Raw genomic sequence first — 16,895 nt, forward strand, 5'->3', positions numbered from 1 at the left:
CAGAGAATAGTTCATTAATCAAATATTGCTATAAATTAGAACTATTAGGAAGGTAACAACATTATGCATTTTCGTAAATCTCTTATCGCTGCATTGTTAGCGGTACCTTTTTCTTTATCTGTGGTTTCTTTGCCAGCTTATTCTACAGAGACAACACAACAATCGATTTTAGCCGCACAGCGCTATGATCAGAGTAAGGATATTTTCCACCCTGTATATGCCAAAAATGGAATGGTGGTCACAGAGCAACATTTAGCAACCCAAGTTGGTTTGGATATTTTACGTCAAGGAGGTAACGCTATTGATGCGGCAGTTGCCGTAGGATTTGCATTAGCCGTCGTATTACCTAATGCTGGTAATATTGGTGGCGGTGGTTTTATGGTGCTACACGATGCAAAAAGTGGTGAAAATATTACCATTGATTTTAGAGAAATAGCTCCACAAAAAGCATATCGGGATATGTATTTAGATGAAAAAGGGGAATTAGTGGATGGTAAATCTTTATTTACTCATTCCGCTGTAGGTGTTCCAGGAACGGTTGCGGGATTATTGTTAGCATTAGAAAAATGGGGAACGTTATCCCGTGAGCAAGTTATCGCTCCAGCAATTAAATTGGCTGAACAAGGCTTTGTTATTAGTCCAACGTTAGCGGCAACATTAGAAATTGAGAAAGAGAACCTAGGAAAGTGGCAAAGTACAAAAGCAATCTTTTTTAATCAGGAGCAGCCACTTACCTTTGGTGATAATTTAGTTCAACAAGATTTAGCAAATTCTTTACGCCTTATTGCTAAAGAAGGAAAATCTGCTTTTTATGAGGGAGAAATTGCTCAAAAAATTGTACAAGAAATGGAAAAACACGGAGGCTTAATTAGCCTTGATGATCTGAAAAATTACAAAGCAGTAATTCGTAAGCCAATTGAGGGTGAGTATCGGGGGTATAAAGTTGTAACGATGCCACCGCCAAGTTCGGGAGGTGTGCATTTAGTTCAGTTGCTGAATATTTTATCCCATTATCCAATGAAAGAATTTGGTTTTAATAGTGCTAAATCTATTCATCATTACGCTGAGGCTATGAAATTAGCTTATGCAGATCGTGCAACTTATCTAGGTGATCCTGATTTTGTTAAGGTGCCTATAACAGGAATTACCTCAAAAGCTTATGCAAATGAGTTGGTGAAGAAGATTAATCCAGAAAAATCAACACCAGCTACTCAGATTAAAGAAGGAAACCCAATCCCTTATGAAAGTGATCAAACAACCCATTATTCAATTATGGATAAGCAGGGAAATGCAGTAGCTGTAACTTATACACTTAATCTTAATTTTGGGTCAGGTATTGTGGCAGAAGGAACAGGGATTTTATTAAATAATGAAATGGATGATTTTTCGGCGAAACCCGGTGTTCCTAATGCTTTTGGTTTGATTGGTGGTGATGCAAATGCTATTCAGGCGGGAAAACGTCCATTGTCTTCAATGACGCCAACAATCCTATTAAAAGAAGGTAAACCTTGGTTGGTTACAGGAACGCCCGGTGGAGCGAGAATCATTACAACGGTATTACAAAGTATTACTAACGTGATTGATTATGGAATGAATCCTGCCGAGGCGATTACTGTTCCTCGTGTTCACCACCAATGGCAACCAGATCAACTGCGTATTGAAGAAGGCATTAGCCCTGATACTATTAAGCTGCTTAAACAAAAAGGTTACGATGTGGTCACAAAAGCGACAATGGGGCGTGAGCAAGTTGTTCAAGTAACTGAAGGGGGATTCTATGGTGCTTCGGATCCTCGTAATCCAGATGGCGCGGCAATGGGATATTAACGTTTTTATTGTGTAACTTGTGAAGCTGACCTCATTACGAAGTCAGCTTTTTTTATGCAATATGTAATTGCTTAGAGCGAATGTTTGTAAGGCAGTAGGAGCAATATTTCCCCTCAATTAAAAAAAAGTGAGGGGCTTTTTGATTTGTCTTAAAAGCTGGAGTAAGCCACTAACTCATCAAGGTGCAAATTTTTATGACTAAATATAATCAACAAGTTAAATAATAAATCGTTATCTTAAGCATAACTAACATTTATTGCCGACTTGTCAGTATTTAGCCAAAATAACCTATAGAGGAGCATTAATTTTGTTATCTAATTTAAAGTTTGATTGGCAAAATTTCTTTTGCATAACAATGAAAGTTATGCTTTAATTTTTGAATAAAATTTCACTATATGTGATTAAATATTTATTTAGTGGTAATTATGGAAGGTCAATATGCCAATGATGTTTAAAAAATCAGTACTTGCTGTAATGTTAGGGGCTTTAGCTGCTGGTCAGCTTTATGCTGCCGAAGTGCCAGAAGGAACGCTTTTAGCGGAAAAACAAGAATTAGTATGGAATGTGGGGGCTAATCCAGCAACTTTAGATCCACAAAAAATAGAGGGCGTTGTTGAAACAAATTATGCTCAGCAATTATTTGAAACTTTAGTTATTTCTGATGAAAAAGGAAGGATAAAACCCGGTGCGGCAATTTCTTGGGAACATAGCAATGATTTTAAAACGTGGACCTTTCATTTACGTCCAAATGCAAAATGGTCTAATGGTGATCCTGTTGTTGCAGGGGATTTTGTGTATGCTTGGCAACGTTTAGCTGATCCAAATACCGCTGCACCTTATGCAACCTTTTTAGAATTTGTGCAATTAAAAAATGCTGCTCAAGTTGTATCAGGTAAGCTACCTGTAAGTGAATTGGGCGTTGAAGCAAAAGATGAGCATACTTTAGTCCTTCATTTGATAGAACCTGTTCCCTATGTTGATAAATTAGTTGAGTATATCGTACTTGCACCAGTAAATAAAAAAGTGATAGAGCAGTTTGGCAGTGAATGGACTAAACCGGGTAATTTAGTTGGAAACGGAGCATTTATTTTAAAATCAGCTGTGGTGAATGAAAAAACGGAATTAGAACGTAATCCATATTATTGGGATAATAAACATACTCGATTAGACAGGGTAACTTTATTACCTATTGTGTCTTCTTCAACTGATGTGGCTCGTTATCGTGCTGGTGATGAAGATGTGACTCATGGTGAAATGCCAATTGAATCTTATATAAAAATTAAAAATGATTTGCCTGATGAACTTTATCATACACCATTACTTTGTACTTATATGTATGAAGTCAATATGCAAAAATCACCATTTAATGATGTTAAGGTACGTAAGGCATTATCTTTGGCGTTAGAACGTAGCCTCTTAACGGATAAAGTATTACAACAAGGGCAGAATGTTACTTATAGCTTTACTCCAACGTTTATTAATGGAGGGGAAAAGATTACAAAACCAGAATGGGCTAATTGGTCACAAACACAGCGTAATCAAGAGGCAATGAAATTATTAAAAGAAGCTGGATTTGATAGCAACCATCCTCTGAATTTTAAGTTGTTGTACAACACTTCAGATAACTACAAAAAATTAGCCAGTGCAACACAAGCCATTTGGAAGAAAAATTTACAAGGTGTCGTAAATGTTACCTTAGAGAATCAGGAGTGGAAAACTTATCTCGATTCTTTACATCAAGGTGATTTTGAGGTTGCGCGAGTTAGATGGTGTGCAGATTATAATGAAGCGACGACGTTTCTGAATTACTATCTATCCAATAGCACAAATAATATCTCTTCTTATAAAAGTGCAGAATATGATAGATTGGTTTCTTCATCATTTAATGAGCCTATGGAAGAAAAAAGAGCAGAAATTTATGCGCAGGCAGAAAAAGTGTTAGAAAAAGATACCGCACTTATTCCTGTATATAATTATGTGTCTCCTCGTCTGATCAAACCTTGGGTAAAAGGTTTTGCGGTACAACATCCGGGGCAAAATTATTATCTAAAAGATGTTTATATTATTAAACATTAAGCGGTAGCCCAGAACCTATTACAGCAGCATTTTAAACTAATACAGCGAGACATTGTCTCGTTGTATTGTTTACATTATTTTCAGCATACGTTTTTTTGAAGCATTAAACCTACATCACTTTAGATAATACACATTTTTTTCGTTATTTTCATAAATGAAATGTGTCAATGAATCTCAAATAAGACAATTCCCAATGATTTCGCAATTTCTTATTTACAAGTTTAAAAAATTCCTTTATTAATTAAGACCATTTTATAAAAAAATCAGGAGTAAATATGCACACTTTATTTAAAAAATCATTACTGTCGGCATTATTAGGATTGTCTTTATCAGTAGGGACTGTAATGGCGGCGAATGTGCCAGAAGGCACGCAATTAGCGGATAAGCAAGAATTAATCTGGAATGTGAGTTCAAACCCTGCCACCCTTGATCCTCAGAAAATGGAAGGCGATGTTGAGGGGAATTATGCACGTCAACTATATGAAACATTAGTGATTTCTGATGCGAAAGGGCATATTATACCCGGTGCTGCGAGTTCTTGGGAACACAGTGACGACTTTAAAACGTGGACATTCCATTTACGCCCTGAAGCGAAATGGTCTAATGGCGAGCCGGTGATGGCTGGTGATTTTGTTTATGCTTGGCAACGTTTAGCTGATCCTAAAACTGCCTCACCTTATTCAAGTTTCCTTGAGTTCGTCAAATTAAAAAATGCCGATCAAGTGATTGCTGGCAAACTTTCACCCGCTGAGTTAGGTGTGGAGGCGAAAGACGATCATACGTTAGTGTTGCATTTAACGGAATCCGTTCCTTATGTGGATAAATTGGTTGAACATTATGTATTAGCGCCAGTGAATAAACACGTCGTAGAACAGTTTGGTGATAATTGGACAAAACCCGGGAATTTAGTTGGTAATGGGGCGTTTGTATTAAAATCCGCGGTGGTTAATGAAAAAGCGGAATTAGAACGTAATCCATATTATTGGGATAATGCACATACTGTATTAGAAAAAATCGTATTATTGCCGATTGAATCCGCTTCAATAGATGTCTCTCGTTACCGTGCTGGTGATGAAGATATGACAGGAAAAGAAATTCCAATTGAGCTTTATGCCAAAGTCAAAAAAGAGTTGGGCGATCAATTAACACACGCCCCGCAACTTTGTACTTATCTTTATGAAATTAACACCGCCAAAGCGCCATTTGATAACCCTAAAGTGCGTAAAGCTTTGTCTTTAGCGTTAGAGCGTGAAATTTTAACGGATAAAATCTTACAACAAGGTCAAAAACCTGCTTATATTTTTACCCCACCATTTATCAATGGCGCGGAAAAAATGGCAAATCCTGAATGGGCGAATTGGACACAAGATCAGCGTAATCAAGCTGCGCTTAACCTATTGAAAGAAGCGGGATTTGATAAATCACACCCATTAAATTTTAACTTATTGTATAACACCTCAGACAACCATAAGAAATTGGCGAGTGCAGCACAATCTATTTGGAAGAAAAATTTACAAGGGGTTGTGAATGTAACCCTAGAAAATCAGGAATGGAAAACCTATCTAGATACGCGTCATCAAGGCAATTTTGATGTAGCGCGTGCGGGTTGGTGTGCCGATTATAATGAAGCGAGTACGTTCTTAAATTATTATTTATCCAACAGTGCAAATAATACAGCATTCTATAAAAACGCTGCTTATGATGCCTTGATTGCTTCTGCATTTAACGCACAAAATGATGAACAACGTGCTGAAATTTATGCACAAGCAGAACAAACATTAGACAATGATACTGCACTGATCCCCGTTTATCATTATGTGCAGCCTCGCCTGATTAAGCCTTGGGTAAAAGGTTTTGCTTATGCACATCCTGCACAAAACTATTATTTAAAAGACGTTTATATTATTAAACATTAATCTTTTTACACCCGCACATTGTTTACATTATTAAGTGCGGGTGTTTTTTTCGTTATTTTTATCTTTGTGGGATAACATTATGCTTAAATTAATTTTTCGCCGTATCTTAGAGGCGATCCCAACCCTATTTATTTTAATCACGGTTTCTTTTTTTATGATGCGACTTGCCCCCGGTAGTCCATTTTCCAGTGAAAAAAATTACCCCCCAGAAGTGATCGCAAATATTGAAGCAAAATATCACTTAAATGAGCCACTTATGGTGCAATATGGGATTTATTTGAAAGATTTAGCACACGGTGATTTTGGCCCTTCCTTTAAATATAAGGATTACACGGTTAATCAGCTTGTTGCACAATCTTTCCCTGTTTCCTTAAAGTTAGGTTTTTCTGCCTTTTTAATCGCACTGATATGCGGCATTTCTGCTGGCGTGATTGCGGCATTAAAGCAAAACAAGTGGCTAGATTATTTAATAATGACCTTTGCAATGACGGGCGTTGTTGTACCGAGTTTTGTCGTTGCGCCGTTGTTAATATTAATTTTTTCGATTACGCTGAAATGGCTTCCCTCTGGCGGCTGGGAAGGGGGACAGCTAAGTAATATTATCTTACCAATGATCGCGCTTTCTTTATCCTATATTGCCAGCATTGCTCGAATTATGCGTAGTTCAATGATTGAAGTATTGCATTCAAATTTTATCCGTACGGCAAAAGCGAAAGGATTACCGATGTCGCGTATTATCTTAAAACACGCGTTACGTCCCGCGTTATTACCTGTGATCTCTTATATGGGGCCGGCATTCGTTGGGATTATTACTGGATCAATGGTGATTGAAAGCATTTTTGTTTTGCCCGGAATTGGTCAGCTTTTTGTTAATGGCGCGTTAAACCGAGATTATTCTTTAGTACTCAGTTTAACCATTTTAGTGGGAACATTAACCATTGTTTTTAATGCCATCGTCGATATTTTATATGCGGTGATTGATCCGAAAATTCGTTATTAATGGAGTGCCAAAAAAATGATAAAAACAAAAGAAAATCAAGCACTGATGGAAAAATTGGGCGAGCAATTAGAACAGGTTGAAGGACGCAGTTTATGGCAAGATGCAAGACGTCGTTTTTTCCGTAATAAAGCGGCGGTGATGAGCTTGTTTGTGCTGTTTTTAATTTTACTTTTTGTCACCTTTGCGCCAATGTTAATGCCTTTTAGCTATGATGACACGGATTGGGCAATGATGGCTTCACCGCCAGATGTTGAATCAATGCATTATTTAGGCACAGACGGATTAGGGCGAGATCTTCTGGTTCGCCTTGCCATTGGTGGACGAATTTCCTTATTAGTAGGGATTGCCGGCGCATTTATCGCCGTTTTAGTTGGTACGCTTTATGGGGCAACAGCGGGTTATGTGGGCGGCAAAACCGATGCCATTTTAATGCGTATTTTAGAGATTTTATATTCTTTCCCTTTTATGTTCTTTGTGATCCTATTGGTGACCTTCTTTGGGCAAAATATTTTGCTTATTTTCGTGGCAATAGGAATGGTCTCTTGGTTGGATATGGCGCGTATCGTGCGTGGACAAACGCTCAGCCTCAAACGTAAAGAATTTATCGAAGCGGCGATTGTATGTGGCGTTTCGCCTCGGCAAATTGTATGGAGACACATCGTTCCAAATGTGTTAGGTGTTGTCGTGGTTTATGCCTCTTTACTCGTGCCGGGAATGATCTTATTTGAATCCTTTTTAAGCTTCTTAGGGCTAGGTACGCAAGAACCACTTAGTAGCTGGGGCGCATTATTAAATGATGGCGCAAAATCAATGGAAGCCACCCCTTGGCTATTGATTTTTCCAGCGGTTTTTTTAGTAATTACATTATTTTGTTTTAATTTTATTGGTGATGGCTTGCGTGATGCGCTTGATCCAAAAGATCGATAAGGTGAGAAAATGAAAAACGAAAAACACCCTCTCCTTGATGTACAAGATTTAAGAGTCACCTTCAAAACACCAGATGGTGAGGTTACCGCCGTGAATAATTTAACCTTTACCCTCAACGCTGGGGAAACTCTCGGTATTGTCGGGGAGTCAGGCTCGGGCAAATCACAAACTGCCTTTGCGTTAATGGGATTATTGGCGGATAACGGTAAAACCTCTGGTTCTGCTCGTTTTAATGGAGAAGAAATTTTAGGTTTATCCTCATCACAATTAAATCGCTTAAGAGCGGAGCAAATTGCGATGATTTTCCAAGATCCAATGACCTCGTTAAATCCTTATATGAAAATTGGCGAGCAGCTAACAGAAGTGCTGGTTTTACATAAAGGGTACAGCTATAAGCAAGCCTTTGAAGAATCCGTAAAAATGTTAGATGCGGTGAAAATGCCAGAAGCACGTAAACGAATGGCAATGTATCCGCACGAATTTTCTGGTGGTATGCGTCAGCGTGTTATGATCGCAATGGCATTATTATGCCGTCCAAAATTATTGATTGCCGATGAACCAACCACCGCCTTAGATGTAACAGTACAAGCACAGATTATGACCTTATTAAATGAGTTAAAACACGAGTTTAATACAGCAATTATTATGATTACTCACGATCTTGGTGTGGTGGCAGGGAGCTGTGATCAAGTGCTGGTGATGTATGCGGGAAGAACAATGGAATATGGCTCAGCGAAAGAAATTTTCTATCAGCCAACGCATCCTTACTCCATTGGTTTAATCAATGCAGTGCCACGCTTAGATTCTGAAGAAGATAAACTCTTAACGATTCCGGGCAATCCGCCGAATTTATTACATTTGCCAACGGGCTGCCCGTTTAGCCCACGTTGCCAATTTGCCACGGAACAATGTAAAGATAGCCCATTATTAGAGGAATTTGCACCAAATCGTTTACGCGCGTGTTTTATTGCCCCTACTCAGCTGCTAAGAGGAAATTAAGATGAAAAAATTATTACTTGAAGTCGAAGATCTTAGCGTACATTTCAACGTGCAAAGCAACGAAGGCTTTTTATTTAAGAAAAAGCAAACCTTGCACGCGGTAAACCACGTCTCGTTTAAATTATATGAAGGAGAAACCTTAGGCGTGGTAGGTGAGTCTGGTTGTGGAAAATCCACCCTTGCTCGTTCGATTATTGGTTTGGTGAAATCCGCAGGTGGCAATATTTTGTGGCTAGGTAACGATCTCAGCCAACAAAGCGAAAAACAGTGGCACAGCACGCGTAAAGATATTCAAATGATTTTCCAAGATCCCTTGGCATCACTCAATCCAAGAATGACGATTGGAAATATTATTGCTGAGCCACTGAAGATTTACTTCCCGCATTTATCTGCACAAGAAGTCAAAGAGCGTGTGCAAGCAATGATGTTAAAAGTAGGCTTATTGCCAAATTTAATTAACCGCTATCCACACGAATTTTCGGGCGGTCAGTGTCAGCGTATTGGCATTGCTCGTGCATTGATTATTGAGCCTAAACTGATTATCTGTGATGAACCTGTTTCTGCTCTTGATGTTTCCATTCAAGCACAGGTGGTCAATTTACTTAAATCGTTGCAAAAAGAAATGGGGTTATCACTGATTTTTATTGCACACGATTTAGCGGTGGTAAAACATATTTCTGATCGCGTTCTGGTGATGTATTTAGGTAATGCAGTGGAGTTGGGGACTTATGACAAGGTCTATCACGAAACCAAGCATCCTTACACCAAAGCGTTGATGTCTGCTGTGCCAATCCCAGATCCAGATTTGGAACGAGGTAAAAAAATTCAGCTACTCGAAGGTGATCTCCCTTCCCCGATCAATCCCCCTTCTGGTTGCGTGTTTCGTACTCGTTGCCCATTAGCGGATACAGAATGTACATTAAGCAAACCGCGTTTAACGGGGAATAATCAGCATTTGGTTGCTTGCTTTAAAGTATAACTGTAGCAGTTGAAATTAAAGTGCGGTATTTTTTTAATAGATTTTTTATTGTAAAAATCAAAGAAAAAGCACCGCACTTAATGATCGGATTAGTTTAAATATTTAAATACCTTGATAACCTTTACAACTCCAGCCACATTGCGAGCAATCTCTGTTGCGGCATCGGCTTGTTGTTGAGTGAGGTTTCCCATTAAGAACACTTCACCGTTTTCAGTGATGACTTTGACATCGGTGGCTTTTACCCCTGAATTGACAAAGAGTTTGGATTTAATTTGGGTGGTGATCCAGCTATCTTGACTGATTTGTCCAAGAGAGATAGGGGAACCTACTCGCAGTTCATTATAAACTTCAGAAACATTATCAACACCTTTGGCAAGCCCTGTGGCAATTTCTTTTAGATTTTCATTTGGCACTTGCCCGATAAGTAGAATCCTTCCGCCATATGAAACCACATTGATTCGAGCTTCGCTATCAAGTTGTTGATCTTTATTAATGGCGTGTAGAACTTTTTCTTCAAGGGTTTCATCATCAACCTGTGTTCCCACTGTTCTTGGATCGGTGGCGACTTTTGTTGCTACGGCTGTTGCTCCAACAATACCGGCAACTGTGGCGCTAACGCAGCCTTGTAGTAAGAATGCACTGCCGAGAATTAGGGCTAGTTTTTTTAAATTCCTTGTTTTCATTGTTGTACTCCTTTTGGGTTGTAAGCGGTTGAGTGCTAGGAATGAGAAAAAAGCGTGTGGTCAATTAACTCACAAATCGTATTAATAATAAAGAGATGATGCTCCAAAATACGGCTTTCTTTTACTGTTGGTGCGGTGATTTCCAAATCCTGTTCTGTCAGAAAGCCTTGAATATGATCGTTATTCGCGCCCGTTAATGCGATGACACTGATTTCTTTGTTTAGTGCGGAATTAATGGTATCTAGCACCATTTCTTCATTACCAAAAGGGGAAAATACCACCAACAGATCCCCTTGTTGTGCGACGGCATTAAATTGGCGTTGATAAAATTGCTGTTTAGGGCGATCGGCGATAATGGCGGAGCCAATCGCATTATCTAAACTCAATAGTACAGAGGGAAAGCTCGGGCGTTCTAATTCATAGCGATTGAGTAAATTCGCCACCAGAAATTGTGCATTGGCGTAAGATCGCCCTTGCCCGCAGACAATAATTTTATTGCCACGCAATAAGCAGGCGACGATGTTTTGCACGGCTTGAAAAATTGCATTGGGCAATAAGCTTGAGGCTGAAATCTGGGTTTGTATGCTTTCGCTATAAAGATCTTTTATTTTATCTAACATTGTGATTTATCAGGCTTATTCATCAAGAAAATTGGGAATCCATTGTAGGTCTTGTATTGTATTACCAAATGCCACTAAATCAAAACGACAATCGGTATCTTCGAGGCTACAATCTTGTTTAGCCAGCCACATATTGGCGGCATCTAACCATTTTTGCTGTTTTTGCCAATCTACGCTTTCCACCGCAGAGCCAAAAAAATCATTTTTTCTTTGCCGCACTTCGACAAACACAATGGTATCGCCATCTTGCATAATCAAATCAAGTTCACCACATTTAAAGTGTTGGTTGGCGGCAATAAATTTTAGCCCTTTGGATTGTAAAAAAAGGCGAGCTTGTTGCTCAAAGCTCGCCCCTTGATGACGTTTAGATTTAAACATAATTAATTGCTTAATACCACCACGGAGGCATTTTGGTATTGATACCACGTCATTTCTCGTTCGATATTACAGTTCGGACCCGCACTTAATTTACCGGTTAAACCGTTGATATTGAATCCCGGAACTTGACGTAATTCATTAAATTGATTGATTAACAACCACGCATCAGCACCCATAGCATATAAACGCATTAAGGAGTAATCACCATTGGTAACGCTTGCTACTTTTTTATATTGTGCAGAATCCACATCTTTAAAGAAAGGAATATCACTAAATTCTAACCCATCCATTAATAAGCGATATTCAGGCGTATTGTTTGAGGAATTACTGCGTGAACTTGCGAATAACTTCAGGTTAATATTGCTGTTATCAATTGCCAGTTTAATATCACTAAGCTGATTGTTCGTTGCCACAATATATAACGCTTGAATAGGTTGGCTTAAGCCTGATTGGAGCGTATAAGTGATGTCATCGGCATTATTATAAAATTTGATATTGGCATCTGTACCTGAAAGTTGTTGCCAGCGGGTGTTAAAGGCAGAGGCCGTACGGCGACCAAGATCGCTTTGTGGCACAATGATAAATGGGTTTTGAATACCTTGATCCCAAATGCGATTTGCGGCAGATTCAGCTTCGTCTTCAGGCGCTAAGCCATAATAGCAGAGCTGACCAATTGCTCGAGAATTTTCAGTAGAATTTAAGGTAAGCACATTTAGCCCTTGCAATAAGTCAGGGCGGTTGGTTAATTTATCTACATTTTGTTTTAACAACGGACCGACAATGGTATTAATTCCCTCTAGTTTGGCTTGTTCAATGATATTTTCCACTGGTGTAGCAAGGGTATCAAAAACTTTAACCTGAATATCCGAATTCCCTCTTGCATCATCAAATCCGCGTTTAATGGTGCTGCCAATGATCTGTGCATCGCCACTTAATGGAAGCAGTAGGGCAACTTGGTTTAATTGTGTTTGTTGGAAATTAAATAACCCTTGCAGTTCTGTTGGGAAGAGATAACTTGCGCTATGTCTTGGATAAGCCGCTTTCCAGCTTTGTAAGGCTTGGCTTAATTGTGCTGGGTGATTTAAGTTATCATTATATGCCTTAGCTAATGCTAACCAGCCACCTAATGCGGCACTGCCTTCTGCCGATGTGTTGTTAATTAAGCCACGGTTTGCATTGCGTAATAATGCCCAAGTGCGGTCATTATTTTCTTGTTTTCTTTGGCTGTCCGTTAATAGGGAATCAATTTGAATACGCGCTTTCACGGCATTCATAATTTGATTACGATTTTTTGCCACGCGTGCAACCACTTCATAGTAACGTGCTTTTTGCGAAGGGCTTAATAAAGCAAGATCAATCGCCTTTAAACGGGTATCCGCCGCTTTATTATTTCCTTTCACCGCCGCAATATGTGCTTCAATGATCGCTTTATCAAGTAGCTGTTCTTCATTGAGATCGTTTAATTCTGCTAACATCGCTTGAGCTTGAGGAATTTTATTCTCACGCACTAAAACACGCGCGGCAAGTAATTTATAGGTTTGTTGATCTTCAAGATTTTGCGTGCGTTGAATTTGATTGATGTAATATTCAGAACTGGCATTTGCATCGTTTTTCAGCATATTTGTGAAACTGTTTCCGAATAAATTGGTACAGCCTGCTAAGAGCAATGCAAATAAAAAAGGCATTAATTGATTTTTTAAATTAATGCGTTGTAATAGAATAGTCATAATTACTCCGTTGTTGAAAACAATCTCGGGGATCTTACTTATCTCAATAATTAAAATCAAATAAAAGAAGTAAAAATGGACAATTTAACTGGAATTTTATATATCGTGGCAACACCCATTGGCAATTTGCAGGATATTACGCAACGTGCCTTACAAGTGTTGGAACAAGTGGATTTAGTTGCCGCTGAAGACACCCGCCATAGTGGTTTATTGCTTAGCCATTACGGCATTAAAAAGCCTTTTTTTGCACTGCACGATCATAATGAACAACAAAAAGCCGATATTTTATGCGAAAAACTGTTGCAAGGGACAAGCATTGCATTAATTTCTGATGCAGGTACGCCACTGATTAGCGATCCGGGCTTTCATTTAGTGAGAAAGTGTCGCCAAGCGGGGATTAAAATCGTCCCAATTCCGGGTGCGTGTGCGGCGATTGCAGGGCTTTGTGCCTCAGGCATTGCGTCAGATCGTTTTTGCTTTGAAGGCTTTCTGCCTGCCAAATCCAAAGCGCGTTGCGATAAATTAGAAAATCTTGCAAAAGAAGACCGCACTTTGATTTTCTATGAATCCACTCACCGTATTTTAGATTGTCTTGCGGATATAGAAAAGGTGTTCGGTGCAGAACGTTATGTAGTGCTAGCACGAGAGCTGACTAAAACGTGGGAAACGATTTATGGTGATGAGATAGGGGCATTACGTCAATGGGTCAGTGACGATCCAAATCGCAGCAAAGGCGAAATGGTGCTGATTGTAGAAGGCAATGTGAAGTGCGAGGAGGAAAGTTTTTCACCACAAGCCATCAAAGCCTTAGCACTTATCGCAAAAGAACTTCCACTCAAAAAAGCCGCGGCTATTGTCGCCGAGCTTTATGGTTATAAGAAAAATGCGTTGTATCAGTTTGGGTTGGAGAATTTGTAACGTGATTTTCGTACAAATTTATTTTCCCTCAACCCTATAATCAACGGGGAATTTCGGTATAATGCCCAAGTTTATTATTACAGGATAAAGGTTATGAGCCAGTTTTTTTATATACACCCAGAAAATCCGCAGCCGCGTTTAATTAATCAAGCGGTGGATATGTTGAAACAAGGCGGGGTGATTGTTTACCCGACGGATTCAGGCTATGCCTTAGGTTGTATGCTCGGTGATAAGCACGCAATGGATCGCATTGTGCAAATTCGCCAGCTGCCAGAAAATCATAATTTCACTTTGGTGTGTAGCGATTTATCAGAGCTTTCAACTTATGCCACGGTGAACAATGTGGCGTATCGGCTGATTAAAAATAACACACCGGGGCGTTATACCTTTATTCTCACCGCCACGAAAGAAGTGCCACGCCGCTTAATGACATCAAAACGCAAAACCATTGGCTTACGCGTGCCAGATAATCAAATCGCGTTAGCCTTATTGAATGCCTTGGGCGAGCCGATTTTATCTTGTTCTTTAATGTTGCCCGGGGAAGAAGGTATTACCCAATCTGATCCTGAAGAAATTCGCGATCGTTTAGAACATCAAGTGGATTTAATTATTAACGGTGGCTATTTAGGACAAGCGCCGACAACCGTGGTGGATTTAACTGACAACACGCCAGTAATCTTGCGTGAAGGTAGTGGTTCAATTACGCCATTTATTTAATCTTTTCAAATTGTTAGACGCTTGGGAAAGCGACAAGAGGAAATATGAAATCAACATCTTATTCGCAACGCAATGCCACCAAAGGAATGCGTTTTGCTGAAAAAAATAACACTGAAAGAAAACGTACAGCCAAGCCTTTCGTATCAAACGTAGAAAGCAAAGAAAAAAGTGCGGTAAAAAAGACCGCACTTTCTGCGGCGCATAAAGTCGAAGGGGAAAAATTACAAAAAGTATTGGCACGTGCAGGACAAGGTTCTCGCCGTGAAATTGAAGCGATGATCGCCGCCAATCGGGTCAGCGTAAACGGCAAAATGGCAACACTCGGTGATCGCGTTGTGGTAAATGCGAATTTAAAAATTCGTATTGATGGATATCTGGTGAATTTACAACAAGCACAAAAAGAAGTGTGTCGTGTGTTGATGTATTACAAACCCGAAGGCGAACTCTGCACACGCCACGATCCTGAAGGCCGTGCCACCGTGTTTGATCGCTTACCACGTTTGACAGGTTCGCGTTGGATTGCTGTTGGGCGTTTAGATATTAATACCTCAGGTTTATTATTATTTACTACGGATGGCGAATTGGCGAATCGCTTAATGCACCCAAGTCGAGAAGTGGAACGTGAATATTCCGTGCGCGTATTTGGGCAGGTCGATGAAGCAATGATCGCCCGTTTACGCAAAGGGGTTCAGTTAGAAGATGGGCCAGCCAATTTCAAAGCCATTAAGCCAATGGGCGGGCAGGGGATGAATCAATGGTTTGATGTTACCCTAATGGAAGGGCGTAATCGTGAGGTTCGCCGTTTATGGGAATCGCAAGGCATTCAAGTGAGCCGTTTGATCCGTATTCGTTACGGCAATATTAAATTAATGAAAACCTTACCGCGTGGCGGGTGGGAAGAAATGGATCTCACCAATGTCAATTATTTGCGTGAATTAGTTGGGCTTGAACCAGAGACGCAAAGCAAATTAGATGTGACTAAACAACGCAGACGTGCCAAAACGGGGCAAATCCGCCGTGCTGTGAAACGTTATGCAGACATCAATAAACGTTATAAAAAAGCCTAAAAATGTAACAAAAAAGCACCGCACTTTAATCAAGGAGTGATGATGAAAATTCAGCAATTACGCTATATCGTTGAAATCGTAAATCAAAATTTGAATGTAACGGAAGCAGCAAATACCTTGTTTACCTCGCAACCGGGGATTAGCAAACAAGTGCGGTTGTTGGAAGATGAATTAGGCTTAGAGATTTTTGAGCGTAACGGCAAACATATCAAAGCACTTACCCCAGCGGGCAAAAAAATTGTCGCGATTGCGCGAGAATTATTGGTGAAAACCCAAAGCATTAAAGCCGTCGCAGATGAATATACGCAGCCTAATCACGGCGTGTTACGCATCGCCACCACCAACACGCAAGCGCGTTATATGTTGCCTTCTGTGGTAGAGCGGTTTTCCAAGAAATATCCTGATGTGAGCCTGCATATTCATCAAGGTTCACCCACGCAAATTTACGATGCCTTGCTTTCGGGAGAAGTGGATTTAGCGATCACCACGGAAGCGCAATATTTATTTGATGATTTGGTTCTATTGCCGTGTTATTTATGGAATCGTTCGGTGGTTGTAAAACCGGATCACCCTTTGGCAAAATGTAAACATCTCACTATTGAAGAATTAGGCAACTATCCACTGGTAACCTATACCTTTGGTTTTACGGGCGTTTCTGATTTAGATTATGCTTTTAACAGCGCAGGATTGTTGCCGAATATTGTGTTTACCGCGACCGATGCAGATGTGATTAAAACTTATGTCCGATTAGGCTTAGGGGTTGGCATTATGGCTTCAATGGCACACACGCCAGAAGATAACGATCTGGTTGCCATTGATGCCAGCCATATTTTCCGTTCGAGTATGACGCAGATTGCGTTCAAACATAGCATTTTCTTACGTAATTATATGTACGATTTTATCAATATGTTTTCACCGCACTTAACCCGCCCAATGGTGGAGCAAGCGGAGCGTTTACACGATAACAATGCGGTAAAAAAATTATTTGATGACGTGATGCTAGAAGTTCGCTAGTTTGTTACCGCCACTATTTAGCAATACGATGCAGGTGAATTTTGAAGGTA

At 39.8% G+C, this 16,895-nt stretch carries 15 protein-coding genes; 11 read left to right on the forward strand and 4 right to left on the reverse strand.

Translation table 11 applies throughout. From position 1 onward, the window contains the following. The first annotated feature begins 60 nt into the window (after positions 1-60). From ggt to oppF, 7 genes are all read left to right on the forward strand, one after another. Positions 61-1,824: a gamma-glutamyltransferase gene (gene ggt, locus L5B90_RS00260; RefSeq protein ID WP_442778766.1), complete on the forward strand. Its 1,764-nt coding sequence runs from the start codon at positions 61-63 to the stop codon at positions 1,822-1,824. A 438-nt stretch (positions 1,825-2,262) separates the two neighbouring features. After that, entirely contained in the window at positions 2,263-3,900 is a 1,638-nt protein-coding gene (locus L5B90_RS00265; protein ID WP_442778753.1) for an ABC transporter substrate-binding protein, read from the forward strand. Between the two features lie 275 nt (positions 3,901-4,175). Next, entirely contained in the window at positions 4,176-5,816 is a 1,641-nt protein-coding gene (locus tag L5B90_RS00270; protein ID WP_265761827.1) for an ABC transporter substrate-binding protein, read from the forward strand. A 79-nt stretch (positions 5,817-5,895) separates the two neighbouring features. After that, entirely contained in the window at positions 5,896-6,816 is a 921-nt protein-coding gene (gene oppB, locus L5B90_RS00275; protein ID WP_250350032.1) for an oligopeptide ABC transporter permease OppB, read from the forward strand. A 15-nt stretch (positions 6,817-6,831) separates the two neighbouring features. Then, positions 6,832-7,743 carry an oligopeptide ABC transporter permease OppC gene (gene oppC / locus L5B90_RS00280; RefSeq protein WP_250363149.1) on the forward strand — a complete coding sequence of 304 codons (912 nt, stop codon included), beginning with the start codon at positions 6,832-6,834 and terminating at the stop codon, positions 7,741-7,743. A 9-nt stretch (positions 7,744-7,752) separates the two neighbouring features. After that, positions 7,753-8,742: an ABC transporter ATP-binding protein gene (locus tag L5B90_RS00285; RefSeq protein WP_250350034.1), complete on the forward strand. Its 990-nt coding sequence runs from the start codon at positions 7,753-7,755 to the stop codon at positions 8,740-8,742. Position 8,743: 1 nt separating this feature from the next. Continuing rightward, entirely contained in the window at positions 8,744-9,721 is a 978-nt protein-coding gene (gene oppF, locus L5B90_RS00290; RefSeq protein ID WP_265761828.1) for a murein tripeptide/oligopeptide ABC transporter ATP binding protein OppF, read from the forward strand. Positions 9,722-9,810: 89 nt separating this feature from the next. On the opposite strand, the gene dolP is transcribed toward oppF, so the two are convergent. Genes dolP through L5B90_RS00310 form a run of 4 tightly spaced genes read right to left on the reverse strand, consistent with a single transcriptional unit; the run spans position 9,811 to position 13,129 of the window. Beyond that, positions 9,811-10,404 (reverse strand): division/outer membrane stress-associated lipid-binding lipoprotein, encoded by a 594-nt coding sequence (gene dolP / locus L5B90_RS00295; protein WP_250350036.1) that lies wholly within the window; start codon positions 10,402-10,404, stop codon positions 9,811-9,813. Between the two features lie 35 nt (positions 10,405-10,439). Next, entirely contained in the window at positions 10,440-11,024 is a 585-nt protein-coding gene (locus tag L5B90_RS00300) for a D-sedoheptulose-7-phosphate isomerase (RefSeq protein ID WP_250350037.1), read from the reverse strand. A gap of 15 nt (positions 11,025-11,039) precedes the next feature. After that, on the reverse strand, positions 11,040-11,402 hold the full coding sequence (locus L5B90_RS00305) for a YraN family protein (protein ID WP_250350038.1): 363 nt from the start codon (positions 11,400-11,402) through the stop codon (positions 11,040-11,042). Between the two features lie 2 nt (positions 11,403-11,404). Next, positions 11,405-13,129: a penicillin-binding protein activator gene (locus L5B90_RS00310; protein WP_265761829.1), complete on the reverse strand. Its 1,725-nt coding sequence runs from the start codon at positions 13,127-13,129 to the stop codon at positions 11,405-11,407. Between the two features lie 75 nt (positions 13,130-13,204). Between L5B90_RS00310 and rsmI the strand changes: the two genes are divergently transcribed. The 4 genes from rsmI to cysB all read left to right on the forward strand — a co-directional run bounded on the left by rsmI (position 13,205) and on the right by cysB (position 16,845). Then, positions 13,205-14,047, forward strand: coding sequence for a 16S rRNA (cytidine(1402)-2'-O)-methyltransferase (rsmI, locus tag L5B90_RS00315; protein WP_250350040.1), 843 nt, complete (start codon positions 13,205-13,207; stop codon positions 14,045-14,047). 93 nt (positions 14,048-14,140) lie between these two features. Next, positions 14,141-14,764: an L-threonylcarbamoyladenylate synthase gene (locus L5B90_RS00320; protein WP_250350041.1), complete on the forward strand. Its 624-nt coding sequence runs from the start codon at positions 14,141-14,143 to the stop codon at positions 14,762-14,764. A gap of 44 nt (positions 14,765-14,808) precedes the next feature. After that, on the forward strand, positions 14,809-15,831 hold the full coding sequence (gene rluB / locus L5B90_RS00325; RefSeq protein ID WP_265761830.1) for a 23S rRNA pseudouridine(2605) synthase RluB: 1,023 nt from the start codon (positions 14,809-14,811) through the stop codon (positions 15,829-15,831). Positions 15,832-15,873: 42 nt separating this feature from the next. Next, on the forward strand, positions 15,874-16,845 hold the full coding sequence (gene cysB, locus L5B90_RS00330) for an HTH-type transcriptional regulator CysB (RefSeq protein ID WP_250351673.1): 972 nt from the start codon (positions 15,874-15,876) through the stop codon (positions 16,843-16,845). The last annotated feature ends 50 nt before the right edge of the window (positions 16,846-16,895 follow it).

It is taken from the genome of Avibacterium sp. 20-129 (assembly GCF_026226845.1).
Classification (GTDB): Bacteria; Pseudomonadota; Gammaproteobacteria; order Enterobacterales; family Pasteurellaceae; genus Avibacterium.

Bases quoted from the DNA above. Each gene is read 5' to 3' on its own strand.
- cysB (WP_250351673.1), top strand. From the start codon at position 15,874: ATGAAAATTCAGCAATTACGCTATATCGTTGAAATCGTAAATCAAAAT.
- L5B90_RS00265 (WP_442778753.1), top strand. From the start codon at position 2,263: ATGCCAATGATGTTTAAAAAATCAGTACTTGCTGTAATGTTAGGGGCT.
- rsmI (WP_250350040.1), top strand. From the start codon at position 13,205: ATGGACAATTTAACTGGAATTTTATATATCGTGGCAACACCCATTGGC.
- L5B90_RS00305 (WP_250350038.1), bottom strand. From the start codon at position 11,402: ATGTTTAAATCTAAACGTCATCAAGGGGCGAGCTTTGAGCAACAAGCT.
- L5B90_RS00300 (WP_250350037.1), bottom strand. From the start codon at position 11,024: ATGTTAGATAAAATAAAAGATCTTTATAGCGAAAGCATACAAACCCAG.
- rluB (WP_265761830.1), top strand. From the start codon at position 14,809: ATGAAATCAACATCTTATTCGCAACGCAATGCCACCAAAGGAATGCGT.
- L5B90_RS00270 (WP_265761827.1), top strand. From the start codon at position 4,176: ATGCACACTTTATTTAAAAAATCATTACTGTCGGCATTATTAGGATTG.
- oppF (WP_265761828.1), top strand. From the start codon at position 8,744: ATGAAAAAATTATTACTTGAAGTCGAAGATCTTAGCGTACATTTCAAC.
- oppB (WP_250350032.1), top strand. From the start codon at position 5,896: ATGCTTAAATTAATTTTTCGCCGTATCTTAGAGGCGATCCCAACCCTA.
- L5B90_RS00285 (WP_250350034.1), top strand. From the start codon at position 7,753: ATGAAAAACGAAAAACACCCTCTCCTTGATGTACAAGATTTAAGAGTC.
- L5B90_RS00320 (WP_250350041.1), top strand. From the start codon at position 14,141: ATGAGCCAGTTTTTTTATATACACCCAGAAAATCCGCAGCCGCGTTTA.
- dolP (WP_250350036.1), bottom strand. From the start codon at position 10,404: ATGAAAACAAGGAATTTAAAAAAACTAGCCCTAATTCTCGGCAGTGCA.
- oppC (WP_250363149.1), top strand. From the start codon at position 6,832: ATGATAAAAACAAAAGAAAATCAAGCACTGATGGAAAAATTGGGCGAG.
- L5B90_RS00310 (WP_265761829.1), bottom strand. From the start codon at position 13,129: ATGACTATTCTATTACAACGCATTAATTTAAAAAATCAATTAATGCCT.